The following is a 15,269-nucleotide window of genomic DNA, read 5'->3' on the forward strand; positions in this document are numbered from 1 at the left end:
TCTTTCTTAGGTTATTACTAAAATATATTAGACAATAGTTTTCTATATTAATAAATCTTTATCTAAATTTAACTATAAATTTATCTTTTATGGAAACTATCTTAATATTTAAGCTTATAAGCAATTTCTCTAGGCTTCTAGTATTATTAATATATCTTATATTATTTCTTTTAACCAAAAGCTCTATCATCTTAATAGTATCTTTTTTCTGATTTTCATTTAGCTTATTTTCCTCTTTTAATATCCATGAATTAATATAAGTCAGTGTGTTCCAGATCTGCTCATCTGTGATTTTATTGATATCCATGAGGACCCAGGTAAAATCTTTTCTTCTACTATTTTCAGGATAGGCTTCCTTGAAAAATTCTATAAAATAATTAATAGGTTTTGGATCTTTTTCTTTAACTAATTTTCCAAGCTGTGCTTTTAACTGATTTTTCAAATACAGTTTTGTATTGACTTTAATAGTCCCGCCTAAATCATCAATAGCTTTATATACAAAATTATAGTTTTCTTGTATCTTTTCGCTAGGCATATTGTCCTGCTTAAACACCTTTAAAAGTTCAACGTACTCTAATATATTCTTTTTTGTATTCAGTTCTTTTCCATATAAAACTTCCCATGCTTTTTTAGCATTTAAATTCAATAAATCATTTGTTAATTCGTTCATGATGCACCTTCCTTTTCAAAATTCATTATAGCATATATTATTATCAATCAGAATCTTCATTAATTTATATAACTATCATTGAACTGCAAACGAAATTATAATAAAATATTTGTAACATCTGCGGTTATAAAGGAGTTGTGCTTATGACAAAAAAAGAATTGGTTAAATTACAACAAGAGGTTACTTTGCTTAGAGCAGAAGGAAAATATAAAGACACTATTCAAAATTGCTTTAGTCTTCTCAATGCGAGTATGGAGATGAAAGATTATAAGTCTATTTTGACTGCATATATAAATCTTGCAGCCTCCTATTATTGTATTGGAGATATAGAGGAAGCCTTTAAATGTATCGAAGAACATGAAGCTATATGCAATATACATGGCGATGATTTAGACAAATTAAATTCCTACAATATTTCTTTTTTAATATATGAGTATAACAAAAACATTGATAAATCGAAAGCTACCCTTGAAAAGAGCATTGCTTTAGGCAAAAAGCTTAACAAGTATAACATTGTAAGCAATGCATACAGTAATTATAGCCACATTTGTATGCTGGATGAAGATTATAATAAAGCTTTGGAAATGGGAATATTGGGCCTTGATGCTGCAAAGCTTCATAAACCAGCTTCTCCTATTTTAGAATTAAGAGTAAAATTAAATATTGCAAAAGCCTATATTTATCTAAAGGATTTCCATGATTCAAAAGTTTTGCTTGACGAAATGCTTAATAGTCCTTTTCTAGATTCCTTTCCGCGAGAAAAGTCTCAGTGTTATGACCTAGAAGGGCAGTGGTATAGAGAGCAGAATTTATACAGACAAGCTTATGAATCTTTTACTAATGCTAAAGTTATTGTTGAGAGTTACAATGATATTTACTTATTAAAAACTATTCAAGAAGAACGCTGTAAGTTATGCGAACTGATGGATGATTTTAATCTAGGCTATAAATTGCAAAAGGAATATATATCGATTTTAAAGGAAATTAGTGAACGTGAGCTTTCTTTAGCAGCTCTAAAGCTTGAAATTAAACATAACATAATGCTTTTAGAGAAAAAAGCTTATACTGACCAGCTTACAGGAATATATAATAGGGATTATTTAGAAAACACTACAAATAACTGGCTTAATGAAGCGTACCAAAAAAATGAAAGCGTAGTGTGCCTGGTTTTAGACATTGATAGATTTAAGTGTATTAATGATGAGTTTGGCCACCTTTTTGGAGATGAGGTTGTAAAACAAGTCAGCAGAGCTTGCTCAAACATTATTAGAGAAGATGATTTGATTGGGCGTTTTGGAGGAGATGAGTTCGTAATAATTTTAAGAGGAGCCTCTCTTAATGATGGCATAAAAAAAGCTGAACAGATATTAGAAACTATAAGAAGTTTGAACATAAATTATGGAGATAAAACTATTGACATTACAGTTAGTATAGGTGTTACAGATAACTTGGATAGTATGGCCATGCACTTTAGCGAATTATTCAGAGCTGCAGACATGAGACTTTACAAAGCAAAGCGCAGCGGCAGAAACCAAATTTGTGCTGTAAGTTAATTAGGCAGAGGAATAATACCTCTGCCACTTATTTTTTCTCTATATACAATGCAAAAGTTCTAATACATTAATGATATCCTAAAAATCCTTGAAGATTGGATATTTTATGACATCATTAATATAAGAACTTTACTGCATTGTATTTAGCTTCCAGTTAAAACTATTGTCTTTAATATCTTTCACATATCTTAGGATACCAATATCTTTAAGTTCAACGCTTCCGTCTTTCAATAGTTTTTTTACCATAGTCTTTGTAAGTTTTTTATTGATGGATTTAAAAAACTCGTCTTCCTTCCAAATAACAAATTTGCATCCATTCTTCCAATTGCTGCAGCCGAATCCCCTCTGACCCTCAATAATAGGATGTCCGCATATCGGACATTTTCCAAAGGTCTCAATTTTAGTTTTTTCATCAGAACTTTCTTTCTTATCAGCTGTTTCTTTTTTTACTCTAGTCTTTTTGTCATTATTTTCTTTGTCAGGTGTTTTTTTATCTCCTGAAGCTGCTTTTTTATTACCATATATCTTTGATTTATCAGTACAATCCTTCAGTATAATAGGCTTATCTCTTTTTATATCCTCTACTGCTTTTGCTACAAATTCAAAAACGAGCTTTAAAAAATCCTGCTTATTAAACTTTTCTTTTTCTATATCTGATAGTGTCTTTTCAAGTCTTCCTGTATACTCTAAATCAAATAAATCCTTTATTGGAAAGCTCTCTACTATTTTTCTTCCTAAATCTGTACAAATTAGAGATTTATCTTTACTATAAATATAGCCGATATCCTTAAGTTTCTTAATAGTTTCTGCCCTAGTTGCTGGAGTCCCAATACTAAAGCCGCTCAGTATTGCAGCCATCATCTCATTACTGTCTTCATCTTCGAACTTCTTTCCGCAGGTCTCCATAACTCTTAATAAGGTCTTCTCAATATGATGCTTTGGAGGTGTGGTTTTATGTGAAGTTATTTTCAAATTAACCAATTCAACTGACTCGTTAATATTTACAAATGGAAGTATAACATCCTTTGATTCAATCTTTTCTATCTTCTTCCATCCTTCTACTATTTGAACCTTTCCCTTTGATAAAAACATACCTTCTGTTAAAGCATCATTTACTCTGGTAGTTATCTTAGTTTCTTCAACCTCTGCAATTGGCATAAATTGAGCAATGAACCTGTTTTTTATTGCATTGTATACAATTGCTTCATCATTTGATAGCGATTTTGGAAGCATATATGTTGGTATTATGGCACTATGGCTTTCTACCTTTGAATTATCAAATACTCTTTTTGTTACTTTAAACTGAATTTCTTCTTCAAAGGGAAGTCCTCTCTTTAAAAGCTTTAAAACTTCCTCAGCCTTTCCCGCAAGGCTCTCTTCCAAAACAGAACTTGCTGTTCTTGGATAGGTAATATGCTTTTTTTCATACAAGGCTTGAGCTACAGTAAGCACCTTATCAGAAGTCCACCCCTTGTTTTTACTTGTTACATATCCCTGAAGGTTCGATAAATTAAATAAAAATGGAGGATATTCCTTTTTCTTCTCTACTTCTTTATCTACTACAACACCGCTTTTACCCTTTAGATTCTTCAGTGCTTCTTCAAGCTCTTTTTTGACACTAAACTTTTCCTCGCCTTTTAGTGTATAGGTACCTTCATATTCTGCATTCTTTTCTGTCTTAAAGGTTCCTTGAAGCTTAAAATAATCATTAGGTACAAAACTCTCTACTTCCTTGTCTCTGTCATAAATAATTTTAAGAGTTGGAAGTATAACTCTTCCAATGCTTAATGGCTTACCCATCCCCCTTTGATATTTCAAGGTAGCCACTGAAGTTAAATTTATTCCTATTACCCAGTCTGCCCACTGCCTGCTTATTCCAGCATCCTGCATTGGCTTCATCAAGTCATTTGGCTTTAGTCTTTTAAGACCTTCCAAAACCTCCTTTGGTGTCCATTCGTTAAGCAGTAATCTGTATATAGGTTTATTAACTCTTAAATATTTTAATATTATATCTCCAATAATCTGACCTTCTCTATCATAGTCACAAGCCGAAATAACTGCTTCTACATCATCTCTTGATATTAGATATTTTATTATATTAACTTGTTTATCTGCGCCGCTGTCTTTTTTAGTCCTGTCTCCAGAAGCACTTTTAACCTTATATTTAAATCTCTTAGGTATAAAAGGAAACTTCTCCATTCTCCAGCTTGCCATATTAGGATCATAATCCTTTGCATCATAAAGCTGCAGCAAATGTCCAAAGGCCCAGCTTACAATATAATCCTGTCCTTCAAGATATCCATCTTTACGTAATTTTATATTTAAAGCCTCAGCTATATTTTTTGCAACGCTTGGTTTTTCCGCTATTATAACTTTTTTCCCCACTACTTAGGCACCTCAATTTGTATAAAATTATCCTTCTTATTCTATCACACTTAATGGCAATATTAAAAGCTTATAGATAAACATTAAGTATTGTGTCAATTCTAAATAATTTACATAACATAATAGTGATGAAATTATTTGGAGGTTTAAAATGAACAATAACTACTGGTATAATCAAAATCAGTATTATCAAAACCCTTATCAAAATTCCTACTATTATTGCAATGAATGTCCCGTAATGCAAGACTATTACAGATCCTATGAGATGCAACCATACTATCAGGATTATTACAGCAATAACTATGACAGCTTTTACAGATCAACGGATGAAGATTTTATAGATACTAGTTTCGAAAACACAAATACTCTTGAAAGAAACTTTAACATAACAAAAGATATTATAGACGACATAACTGCATCCATAAGAAAAGATTCTATGCATATATTTAAAGACATTGAAAATTTCATTACTGATACAAGATTAATGGACTATATGCTGGCTGCTCTCATAACATATATCTGCAATAACTACTATAAATATGAGAACGTCATAGATGATGCTACAGACGACTTGATTGAAGAATTAAGACGTAACCTTCCTTGGGTATTTGATATCCTAAAAGTATTTGGAATTACACCTAAAGCAGTAGATAAATTCTTAGATGATTTAATAAGATCAACTGTAGATAATCTTAGAAAAAAGATGCCCGTAGATTTATAATAAAATAAAAATCCAGCAGTTAGATTAAACCGCTGGATTTTTATTTTATTATTTTTCTTTATTCCAATCTATATAAACAACAGTCTTAATTAAATCTTTTGGCTTGTCTCTCATAAGATAGAAGGCTTCTTCAAGTTTATCAAAACCGTAGAACTTATGAGTAACCATCTTTCCAGGCTGAATTCTTCCATATCGAATCATATTTAACAATCTTTCAATACGAACACGTCCACCTTCACAAAGATCGCCTTTAATTGTTTTTCCAGCCATTCCACGTCCAAAAGCCAATGTAGGTATAGGCAGATAGTCTGAACCTGTAAAGTAATTTATATTAGCTATATTTCCTCCTCCAAAGCGAGTCATAGCAACAGCCAATGCAAAAGTTTCGGCATTTCCCCCTGCTATAATTGTTGCATCTGTACCTCTCCCTGAAGTCAGCTCAAGAACTTGTTTAGCAATATTTCCATCTTTATAACTTATAATATCAGTTGCACCGTATTCCTTTGCAAGAGTAACACAATCTGGTCTTGTCCCAACAGCAAAAATACGAGCAGCACCACGAAGCTTTGCACCCGCAACTGCCATAAGTCCTACAGGCCCTATACCAATTACGCATACAGTATCTCCAAACTTGATATCAGCAAGTTCTGCTCCGCTAAAGCCAGTAGTAACCATATCTACTGTCATAAGAGCATCTTCAATGGAAATATCCTCAGGCATAAGAGCTAAGTTATTATCAGCATCATTTACCATAAATAATTCGGCAAAAACTCCGTCTCTTGATCCTGAAAGTTCAAGCCCTGAAAAAGGACCCCCTGCATGCTTAAAATTATGTTCTTGAATTCCTCTTGCACGCCAATTTGGAGTACCTGCTGGTACAACAACCTTGTCCCCAACTTTAAACTCATTAACCAATTCTCCAACTTCAACTACTTCTCCAACTGCCTCATGTCCAAGAACAAACCCTGAAGGTTTTTCCGCTCCTCCTTCAAAAGCAGTATGTACATCTGAAGAACATGGTGCAATAGCTATTGGCCTAATTATCGCATCATATGGTCCTGCAATTGGTCTTTCTTTTTCAATCCATGCTACAAGATTTGGTTTTATTAATCCTAAGGCTTTCATTTTATAAACCTTCTTTCAATTAATTTTATAATTTAATTATAAAATTTTGTTATTTTTTTGTCAATCTGTTAAAACATAGAAATTTGTTCTGTTTTATTTTCCCTTAGCGAGGAAATTGAAAGGCCAATTAGTCTGATCTTTTCCATTAGTTCAATCTCATCTAGTATATTTAAAGCTTCCTCATATATATCCTCTTTATTATATATATAATGATTCAATGTTTTGCTTTTTGTATGATTAACAAAAGAGGAAGTTTTTATTTTTATAGTAATACTTTTTCCACTGACGTTTTTATTTCTCATGGTATCCGCTATTGATTCAGAAAAATCATTCAAATAAAGCTTTAAGTCGTCTTTAATATCTGTATCCACTCTTAAGGTCGTCTCTCTACCTATGGATTTTCTCTCTCTATCTATATTAATCTCTCTACCGTCAATTCCACGTGCTCTTTCATAAATTTCTACTCCAAACTTGCCAAAAAACTCTATCAAAAGCTCCTTTGGAAGTCCATAAAGCTCTTTAACAGTAAAAACACCAATATCATTAAGCTTCTTTACCGACTTCTGACCAAGTCCATAAACCTTACTTATTGAAAGCGGAAATAGTATTTCAGGAACCATGTGTTTCTCAATTATTTTTAAGCCATCAGGCTTATTCCAGTCTGAAGCAAGCTTTGCTAAAAACTTATTATAAGAAACTCCAGCAGAAATAGTAAGACCTGTTTGTCTTTTTACTTCCTGCTTAATAAATACTGCAATTTCAACAGGATCTTTTTCTAGGTGTGTGATATCTAGATAAGCCTCATCTATACTTAAAGGCTCTACTAAATCTGTTATCTTATGAAATATACTAAAAATTTTATTAGATATTTCTTTATATCTTCCGTATCTTACAGGCATAAAGACAGCCTCAGGACACTTTGCTTTTGCCATGTATATAGGCATAGCGCTTCTTACTCCAAATTCTCTAGCCTCATAAGAACATGTAGCAACCACACCTCTTTCAGTGGTTCCTCCTACTATAACAGGTTTTCCTTTAAGCCTCGGATTATCCATAATCTCAACCGAGGCAAAGAATGCATCCATATCCACATGAATTATCTTTCTATCCATCTATTTACCCATTTCATTTACTATTTTTATTTTAAAAGCAGAATTTAACGCTTTATAAACTATGCATATTACTATAACTTGTATGGGAAGCATGACTGCATTAGATATTATACGTGTTGGAAGTATTGCAAATACTGCCTTGTTGAGCAGTATGTGGAGCCACAGTGTATTCAGCCCTAAATCAATAAATAATTTAATTGTTAATACAGATATACTTACTCTTATGGTACTTAAAGTTTTTTTGTACAAAAATATTCCATAAATTGCGCCTGTTAAAAAAGCACTTAAAGTAAAGCCCGGAAAATATGCTCCCTTTGGAAAAAGCATCATTCCTATTAAATCTGCAATAGCTGCAGTAGTCCCTCCTATTAGTGGACCGAACATAATGGCTGCTAATGCTATAGGTAGAAAATCAAAGCTTATTCTAACTATTGGAGTTTGTATCGATAAAAATCTTGTTAGTACAATATCAATAGCTATAAATAATCCCATAAGAATAATTTTTCTTGTTTTGTTCATAAATAAGTTCCCCCTCTTTTATTAATGGCATAATACCACAAAAGAAGGAGAACCCTTTTTTTGTGGCAGCGGAATGCGATAAATGCACCGCAGCTTTTTAAAGCTTTCGTCTAGCGGCAACTTCCCGTCCAACTAGCACTTGACGCACAATTATCTACTCTGCCCTATTACTTTATATTTTAGTTAATTTTGTAATTTAAATCAATAATGATATTTTTACTAAATTCTTCTTATATCTTTTTGAAGAGACAAGTATATAGTAATTATTGAGAAAATTACAGAGGTTATAAGAAGAAGCATATTCATGGGCATTAAGTCCGCAGTAGCCCCCCCCATAAGCATTCCTAAAGGCATTGCAGCCATTATTAGAGTATTAAGAAGAGATGTAACTTTCCCTAATATCTCATTTGGTACAAGTCTTTGTACAACGACTCCAATAGGAATATTTAAGATTGAGTTTGCCATACCTATAAACAAGTATATTGCAATAAATAAAATTACAACCATTTTGCTTGGCAGTATTCCTTTAGAGCTTGCGAGCATTACAAAGTAAATTGAAAATATAAGTATACTAAAAGCTATTAAGCTCATATTTATATATTTATATATTTTATCTCTTTGCGGAAGCATAGATATTGTTGTTGCACCGATAATGAAGCCAACAGCTGAAGCAGCTCCAACATAAGAATATTGCTCAGTTGATACCTTTAATATTTGATTAAATATATATGGTACATAGACAGCCATTAATGGTATAAGAATAAAGTTTATAATTGTAGAAAACCACATCAATATAAATAAGCCATTTTGATTTTTAACGAAACTATAGCTTTCAGAAAGCTCTTTAAAAATATGTTTTTTATCTTGTGAATCTTCCTGCCCATTATTATCTCTATTATTAGAAGGCATAGTAATAAGCACTTCTAATATACCGCATGCAATATATGAAACTGCATTTAAAACAAATATTATTTTAATTCCGAGTAGAGCATAAAGTATCCCTCCAACAATAGTTCCGACTATATTAGCCATGCTTCCTACTGATCCACCCATGGAATTTGCTTTTGTAAGCTGATTGTCATCGACTATCATTGGCATCATAGCATTTGAAGCTGGCACAAAAAGAGCACCGCATATACTCAAAATAGTTGATGAAATATAAAATAAATATATAGACTCTATATTAAAATACATTAATATTCCTGTAACCGCTACAGCAATTCCTCTTATAATATCCATCCAAATAATTATTTTCTTTCTGTCATATCTATCAGCAATTACTCCACCAATGGGTCCCATAACTATATAAACTACAGTTCCAAGAGCCATATATATGGACATCTGTATAGCCGAGCTGGTAACGCTAAGAATATACCAGCCAATAGCCATATTGTATATCACATCACCAAACTGTGAAACCAGCTTTCCTATAAAAAGCAGCATGAAGTTTTTATTTTTAAATATACTTTCAGTCTTAAATCCTGTACTTACTTGACCTTCCATCATATGCCTCCACATATTATATTTATTTTACATATAATATTAGATATTTTTCTAATATCTATTTTAAAAATAAACCGTTTATTTCAACGGCTCATTTATAAGCATCATACTTGTTTCATTCAATAATTCTTTAACTCTATCTTTATTAAGAGTGTAGTAAACTTTGTTTTCTTCCCTGTCAAAGGTTAAAATTCCTGCATCCATAAGCAGATTAATATGATAATTTACAGTTGCTGGAGTAAGTTCTAACTTAGCAGCTATCTCATAGCCATAGTAAGGCTTATGTGAAAGCATTTTTACAATATCTACTCTTCTTTTATCTCCTAAGACTTTTAGAAACCTATCTACCTTTTCAAAAGCTTCCTTTTGATAGAAAAACTTATAAGTTCTAATACCGACTACAACCCAGCCCTGCTTTTCTTTATAATCATGTAAATTTACAGTCCAAAAATAAATATTTAGAAACAAACTCAGATGAATATTCAGCTTATAATTCCAGCTTTTATTTTCTATCTTAAAAAAATTAAAAAAATACTTCGATATAAATTCCTCCGGACTGCTCTCCATTATTTTTTTATATTGTTTTTCGGCTTCTTTAATCTCATTAAGTACAATGCTCTCAACCTGCAAATATGACTTTTCATAAAACTGCTTAAAGAAGAAACTCAGCCTTTGTTTAGTTTCTTCAGGATTATCCATGCACTCTAAAAGCTTTCCCTTAGCATTTATATTTTCAACTTTAGCAGCTTCTATATAGGCTTTCATTTTATATATATCGCTTTTTACCTCATCCCAGTCACTATTAAGCTTTGGAAGCTCTGAAGCTATAAAAATCCCTCCAAGGTATTTGTATAATACTTTTACATCCTCTTTATCAAAGATATCTAAGAATTTATACACTGTGTTTATATCTTCATAATCTGATATATAAGCGGCTACAAGAACTCCAATATCACAAACTCCAAAAAAATATTCCATTTCATTTCTTATATATTTAGACATGCCTTTTTCTAATTCATCCAAAAGCTTTTCATCACTTTTATCTATAGTAAAATTCATTTCTCTAGCCATATCAAAGATATTTTCTCTTTTGCCAACAGCTCCTAATGCACATGCAAACTCCAGACAAGGATTTAGTACAAACTTAGCGTTTTTTAATATTTGTTCATGTATAGCTTTTATAAAAATCACCTCTAATTTTAATTTCTAATATTAATATTATTTAACATTAGAAATTTATCTAATATTAATATATAAATATAATTATTCATTGTCAACTAAATTTTTAAAAAATATAATTACTTATCAATTTCATTATAGGCAGCTTCTATGATCTTATCCTTATCATAAAATGCATTTGGATCGCCATATATTTTTACTCTTGTTCTAACAAATCTTTCTCCTAAAGTCTTTCCGCTGATAAAACCTTCATCAGAAGTAACTTCTATTATGTTTCCAACTAATTTTACTGACAGCTTTGTTGCTTTGCCTGCAGCCTTTCCTATAACTTTGCCTGTCTTTATTATGTTTTTTCCTAAATCTTTTTTTCCTGCCAATACTGCAATGCCCCCAATAACAACCCCTGTTAATAATACGTTATATTGAAACATAGCTCCAAGTAAACTCCCTGTACCTTTTACCATTGTTGACTTCTTCATTATATAATCCTGCCTTTCAACTTTTTCATTACATTTGTTATAGTTATTCCCAATTTAATATTAAATAACTAATACCTATTGATAAAAAATATGTAAACTCAATTTATAGTTGAAGTTTTATATCTATATTATTGCAGAAATATAAAATAAATACTATTATAAATAATAGTATAATATACGCGGAGGATAACAATGAATACTTTGCAAATTAAGGAAAAGCTTAATTCAGTGGAATATGACTTTTTAAGACGTAATAAGAGCTTAGGAAAAAATATAATTCTTTTAACAACAGGCGGTTCACATGCTTATGGTACTGATACGCCCAAGAGCGATTTAGATATTAGAGGCATTACTCTAAACTCTGCAGAAGAAATACTCACTATGAATTATAACGATAAGCCTATAGAAGACAGACCTACAGACACAGTTATATACTTTTTAAAGCAAATAGTTTCACTCCTTCTAAACTGTAATCCAAATACTATAGAAATACTTGGTACAAAAGAGGAACATCTTTTTATTTGCACTGAAGAAGGCAGACTTTTAAGAAATAACGCTGATCTTTTTCTTTCAAAAAAAGCAGCTGCAAGTTTTGGAGGTTATGCTATAGCTCAACTTAGAAGACTTCAAAACGCTCTAGCCAGAGATAGTTATCCACAGAAGGAAAAAGAAAAGCATATATTAAGCAGCATCCAAAAACAGCTTCTTACTCTTCCAGAAAGATATAAAGAAATTACAAAGGGAGCTCTTAATATATATTTAGATACATCTATGAAAGAAGATTTTGACGAAGAAATATTTATGGATATAAACTTAAAACACTATCCTCTTAGAGATTTTAAAAATATATACTCTGATATGAATAATGTTTTAAAAGATTATGATAAGCTTAATCATAGAAACAGCAAGAAGGATGAACTTCATCTTAATAAACACGCCATGCATCTTATACGTCTCTTAATTATGGGTAAAGAAATACTTGAAGGTAAAGAGGTTCATACTTACAGAGAAAAAGAAATATCTCTTTTAATGGATATAAGAAATGGCAGCTTTAATTACAATGAGATATTTGAAATGGTTGATAAATTTGATAAAGAATTTAAATATGCCGCTGAAAATACCATCTTGCCTGATGAACCTGATTATGATTCAGTTCAGGAATTACTAATTCAAATTAATAAGAAAGTAATTAACACTATTTAAGGAGGTAAAAGTCCTAAATGGACTTTTACGGGCAGACTAGCGAGTGAGAACGAGCGAGTTTAGGCTGCCCCGTGGACGAAGTAAAAGTCCTAAATGGACTTTTACGAGCAATTAGCGAGCGGGAGCGAGGTTAATGTCCTAAATGGACATTAACGGGCTGTCTAACTGGTGGAAACCTGCGAGAATAGACAGTCCAGTGATTAATTGCTCAGTGCTTCCGACTAAAAGGAGGAAACTTATGAATTTTAAAGACTACACAGAAAACATGAAAAGAACTGCAGGCAATCTTGAGCTTACAAATGAAAACTTATGCTGGAGTGCCATGGGCATTTCCGGCGAGGCGGGAGAAGTAACAGATTACCTTAAAAAGGTAGTTTTTCATTCTCATGATTTAAATAAAGAAAAACTTGCAGAGGAACTTGGTGATGTACTTTGGTACTTAGCTTCTACAGCTGAAATAATCGGCTGTAGCCTTGAAGAAATTGCTCAAATGAATATTGAAAAATTAAAAAGGAGATATCCTGACGGCTGGGATGTAGAAAGAAGCATCAATAGAGAGGAATAAAAAGCAAACCTGCTGAAAGTAATATTTCAGCAGGTTTGCTTTACCCTAATGCATTTCTCATTGCCAGTATAAATTTAGCTCTGTCTAATGGATTTACTCCCTGCCGTTCTCTAACTTCACCTAATTCTAAGGCAATCGGTTTATAGCCTGAAAGCTTGGAACTGATTATACCTTTTCCACCGGAAATTATGCCTAATCTAACCGGGTAATCAAGGGATGTAGCAGCGGGCATTTCTCCCTCTACTGTAAAATTGCCATTTGTTATTACAGGGCTGTCGAAGCTTCCTCTCATATTTATAATATCTCCTAATACTTTTCCTCCTGCTTCTTCAGGCACAGTAATCCTAAACTTTAATATAGGTTCCAATAGTGTTGTTCCAATGCTTTGCAATCCATCCATTATTCCCATTACAGTAGCTATTAAAAAGTCGCCTGGATTGCTATGCATTATATGGTCTTCACCTTCTACTAAGGTCACCTTTAAATCAACTACATTCCATCCGTATATCCCCTGCTCTAGAGTAATTGGAATTTGTCTTTCCACTTCATTTTGATACCTTAACTTAATATCGTCAGTTCTTACCTTCGATTCATAAACTATCCCTGAACCTGTTTTAAGAGGTTCGATATAAAATCTTACAATAGCCCAGCAGGGTTTTGGCATAGTATAAGCAGCAAACCCATAGCCTGCTTTACTCGGAGTTTCCTTATAAATAATAGATGGCTTTCCAAATGATACTTCTAAGTTGAATCTATTTTGAAGTATGTTTTGAAGTATTTCAAGTTGTATCATTCCCATTATTTGAATATGGAGTTCTTCCTTTTCTCTTATTCTTTGAACATGAAGAAGAGGGTCTTCCTCCTGCAGTTCTTCTAAAGCCTCCAGAAGCTTTGTGTACTCATTTTTTATTTTAGGAAGTACTTGAATCGTCAGAAGAGGTGTTGCAATGCTTGGAACCTTTGGCACATTATCTTTACTTCCTAGAATATCTCCAATGCTGCATCTTGAGAGTCCTGAAACTAATGCAATTCCTCCTGCCTTTATCTCTCCAGCTTCTACTTCCTTCAGGCCTTTGAGCTTTTTTATCTGAGTAATTTTTTCCTCAACCTTCTTTGCTGTATTATATACTGAATCTCTGCTTTTTATTTCACCGCTATACAATCTTATAAAAGCTGCTTTTCCAAAATTTTTAATATGTTCTATTTTGAATACCAAAGCAGATAATTCTTCACTTTTAGTACCAGCAGGTGTTGGCAATAAATCAACCAAAGAGTTGAGAAGTTCCTCTATTCCAACAGCTTTAATAGCAGAGCCATATAAAACAGGATATATCCTGCATTCCTTAATAAGTTTTATAAGTTTTCCCCTTAAACAGCTTTCAGTAACCTCTTCTTCATTAATATACTTTTCAAGTAACTCCTCTTCCTTGTCTGCAATTTGTTCAAGCACACTGCTATTAACACTGTATGTAACCATTGGATTATTACTTTTCTCCCCTACTAGAGTTTCTAGAACAACTATATCTTTAGTAAGGCTTTTATTTATATCCTTAATAACCTTGTTAGTATCTGCTCCTGTTCTATCAACCTTATTAATAAAAACTACTGTAGGTATTCGCATTGACTGCAGCGCTCTAAAGTACACTTCAGTCTGAGGTTGTACACCTTCAACCGCCGAAATTACTAGCACAGCACCATTCAATACGCTGAGTGAACGTTCAACCTCCGCTGAGAAGTCTATATGTCCTGGAGTATCAATTATGTTTATATCTGTATTCTTCCACACTAAATTAGCATAAGCAGACTTTATTGAAATACCTCTCTGCCTCTCAATCTCCATACTATCTGTATGTGCTGTACCTTTGTCTACACTTCCTAAAGTTCTTATAGTTCCGCTTTTATATAGCATTTGTTCAGTTACTGTTGTTTTTCCTGCATCTACATGTGCCAATATGCCGATATTTCTTATATTTAAAACTGTATCCACAGTAATCTTCCTTTCAAACCTTTTTAAATACTAAAAGCCCACCTGTTTCCAGATGGGCTCTTGGTTTAGCGCATTCACATTCAAATTCAATTTCTTAAACATAACACCGGTATATTTAGCTTTTATATACCTTACATATTTATCTTATTACAAAAGCTTCAAAGTGTCAAGAAATATTTTATAAAATTGTGAAAAATAGATTTTACATAGATTTCTCTGTCTTTACAGCTATTGAGAATAAAATATGAGTTAATAGCAGATTTCACTT

Annotated in this window: 13 protein-coding genes and 1 riboswitch; of the genes, 4 read left to right on the plus strand and 9 right to left on the minus strand. The window is 32.3% G+C overall.

Going from position 1 to position 15,269, the window contains the following annotated elements; all coding sequences use genetic code 11:
• Positions 1-58: 58 nt before the first annotated feature.
• Entirely contained in the window at positions 59-670 is a 612-nt protein-coding gene (locus JK636_RS07900) for a hypothetical protein (protein WP_202748281.1), read from the minus strand.
• Between the two features lie 143 nt (positions 671-813).
• Between JK636_RS07900 and JK636_RS07905 the strand changes: the two genes are divergently transcribed.
• Positions 814-2,223, plus strand: a complete 1,410-nt coding sequence (locus JK636_RS07905) for a GGDEF domain-containing protein (protein WP_202748282.1) — start codon at positions 814-816, stop codon at positions 2,221-2,223.
• A gap of 129 nt (positions 2,224-2,352) precedes the next feature.
• Here JK636_RS07905 and JK636_RS07910 read toward each other — a convergent pair whose 3' ends face one another.
• On the minus strand, positions 2,353-4,608 hold the full coding sequence (locus JK636_RS07910) for a type IA DNA topoisomerase (protein ID WP_338025740.1): 2,256 nt from the start codon (positions 4,606-4,608) through the stop codon (positions 2,353-2,355).
• Between the two features lie 151 nt (positions 4,609-4,759).
• Between JK636_RS07910 and JK636_RS07915 the strand changes: the two genes are divergently transcribed.
• Positions 4,760-5,329 carry a hypothetical protein gene (locus JK636_RS07915; RefSeq protein ID WP_202748283.1) on the plus strand — a complete coding sequence of 190 codons (570 nt, stop codon included), beginning with the start codon at positions 4,760-4,762 and terminating at the stop codon, positions 5,327-5,329.
• 48 nt (positions 5,330-5,377) lie between these two features.
• On the opposite strand, the gene JK636_RS07920 is transcribed toward JK636_RS07915, so the two are convergent.
• The 6 genes from JK636_RS07920 to JK636_RS07945 form a co-directional block, all read right to left on the minus strand.
• Positions 5,378-6,454, minus strand: a complete 1,077-nt coding sequence (locus tag JK636_RS07920) for an NAD(P)-dependent alcohol dehydrogenase (protein ID WP_202748284.1) — start codon at positions 6,452-6,454, stop codon at positions 5,378-5,380.
• Between the two features lie 68 nt (positions 6,455-6,522).
• The gene (locus JK636_RS07925; protein WP_202748285.1) at positions 6,523-7,566 is read right to left on the minus strand and encodes a DNA polymerase IV; all 1,044 of its coding nucleotides are present in this window, start codon (positions 7,564-7,566) and stop codon (positions 6,523-6,525) included.
• Complete coding sequence (locus JK636_RS07930; RefSeq protein WP_202748286.1) at positions 7,567-8,085, minus strand: folate family ECF transporter S component; 519 nt, start codon at positions 8,083-8,085, stop codon at positions 7,567-7,569.
• Between the two features lie 64 nt (positions 8,086-8,149).
• A riboswitch (THF riboswitch) is annotated at positions 8,150-8,249 on the minus strand.
• A 55-nt stretch (positions 8,250-8,304) separates the two neighbouring features.
• Positions 8,305-9,588 carry an MFS transporter gene (locus JK636_RS07935; protein WP_202748287.1) on the minus strand — a complete coding sequence of 428 codons (1,284 nt, stop codon included), beginning with the start codon at positions 9,586-9,588 and terminating at the stop codon, positions 8,305-8,307.
• 78 nt (positions 9,589-9,666) lie between these two features.
• Positions 9,667-10,779 carry an ArsR family transcriptional regulator gene (locus tag JK636_RS24015; RefSeq protein ID WP_202748288.1) on the minus strand — a complete coding sequence of 371 codons (1,113 nt, stop codon included), beginning with the start codon at positions 10,777-10,779 and terminating at the stop codon, positions 9,667-9,669.
• Between the two features lie 107 nt (positions 10,780-10,886).
• Positions 10,887-11,246 carry a hypothetical protein gene (locus JK636_RS07945; RefSeq protein ID WP_202748289.1) on the minus strand — a complete coding sequence of 120 codons (360 nt, stop codon included), beginning with the start codon at positions 11,244-11,246 and terminating at the stop codon, positions 10,887-10,889.
• Between the two features lie 192 nt (positions 11,247-11,438).
• Here JK636_RS07945 and JK636_RS07950 point away from each other — a divergent pair, with 192 nt between their 5' ends.
• Together JK636_RS07950 and JK636_RS07955 are read left to right on the plus strand one after the other, a co-directional pair.
• Complete coding sequence (locus JK636_RS07950) at positions 11,439-12,449, plus strand: DNA polymerase beta superfamily protein (protein WP_202748290.1); 1,011 nt, start codon at positions 11,439-11,441, stop codon at positions 12,447-12,449.
• A gap of 238 nt (positions 12,450-12,687) precedes the next feature.
• The gene (locus JK636_RS07955) at positions 12,688-13,014 is read left to right on the plus strand and encodes a nucleoside triphosphate pyrophosphohydrolase family protein (protein ID WP_202748291.1); all 327 of its coding nucleotides are present in this window, start codon (positions 12,688-12,690) and stop codon (positions 13,012-13,014) included.
• A 40-nt stretch (positions 13,015-13,054) separates the two neighbouring features.
• Here JK636_RS07955 and JK636_RS07960 read toward each other — a convergent pair whose 3' ends face one another.
• On the minus strand, positions 13,055-15,001 hold the full coding sequence (locus tag JK636_RS07960) for a GTP-binding protein (protein ID WP_338025741.1): 1,947 nt from the start codon (positions 14,999-15,001) through the stop codon (positions 13,055-13,057).
• Positions 15,002-15,269 lie beyond the last annotated feature (268 nt).

It is taken from the genome of Clostridium rhizosphaerae, assembly GCF_016765585.1.
Lineage (GTDB): Bacteria > Bacillota > Clostridia > Clostridiales > Clostridiaceae > Clostridium_AT > Clostridium_AT rhizosphaerae.

What these genes read in the sequence shown, in the direction of transcription:
- JK636_RS07900 (WP_202748281.1), bottom strand. Translation starts at nt 670, where the DNA reads ATGAACGAATTAACAAATGATTTATTGAATTTAAATGCTAAAAAAGCA.
- JK636_RS07905 (WP_202748282.1), top strand. Translation starts at nt 814, where the DNA reads ATGACAAAAAAAGAATTGGTTAAATTACAACAAGAGGTTACTTTGCTT.
- JK636_RS07915 (WP_202748283.1), top strand. Translation starts at nt 4,760, where the DNA reads ATGAACAATAACTACTGGTATAATCAAAATCAGTATTATCAAAACCCT.
- JK636_RS07920 (WP_202748284.1), bottom strand. Translation starts at nt 6,454, where the DNA reads ATGAAAGCCTTAGGATTAATAAAACCAAATCTTGTAGCATGGATTGAA.
- JK636_RS07925 (WP_202748285.1), bottom strand. Translation starts at nt 7,566, where the DNA reads ATGGATAGAAAGATAATTCATGTGGATATGGATGCATTCTTTGCCTCG.
- JK636_RS07930 (WP_202748286.1), bottom strand. Translation starts at nt 8,085, where the DNA reads ATGAACAAAACAAGAAAAATTATTCTTATGGGATTATTTATAGCTATT.
- JK636_RS07935 (WP_202748287.1), bottom strand. Translation starts at nt 9,588, where the DNA reads ATGGAAGGTCAAGTAAGTACAGGATTTAAGACTGAAAGTATATTTAAA.
- JK636_RS07945 (WP_202748289.1), bottom strand. Translation starts at nt 11,246, where the DNA reads ATGAAGAAGTCAACAATGGTAAAAGGTACAGGGAGTTTACTTGGAGCT.
- JK636_RS07950 (WP_202748290.1), top strand. Translation starts at nt 11,439, where the DNA reads ATGAATACTTTGCAAATTAAGGAAAAGCTTAATTCAGTGGAATATGAC.
- JK636_RS07955 (WP_202748291.1), top strand. Translation starts at nt 12,688, where the DNA reads ATGAATTTTAAAGACTACACAGAAAACATGAAAAGAACTGCAGGCAAT.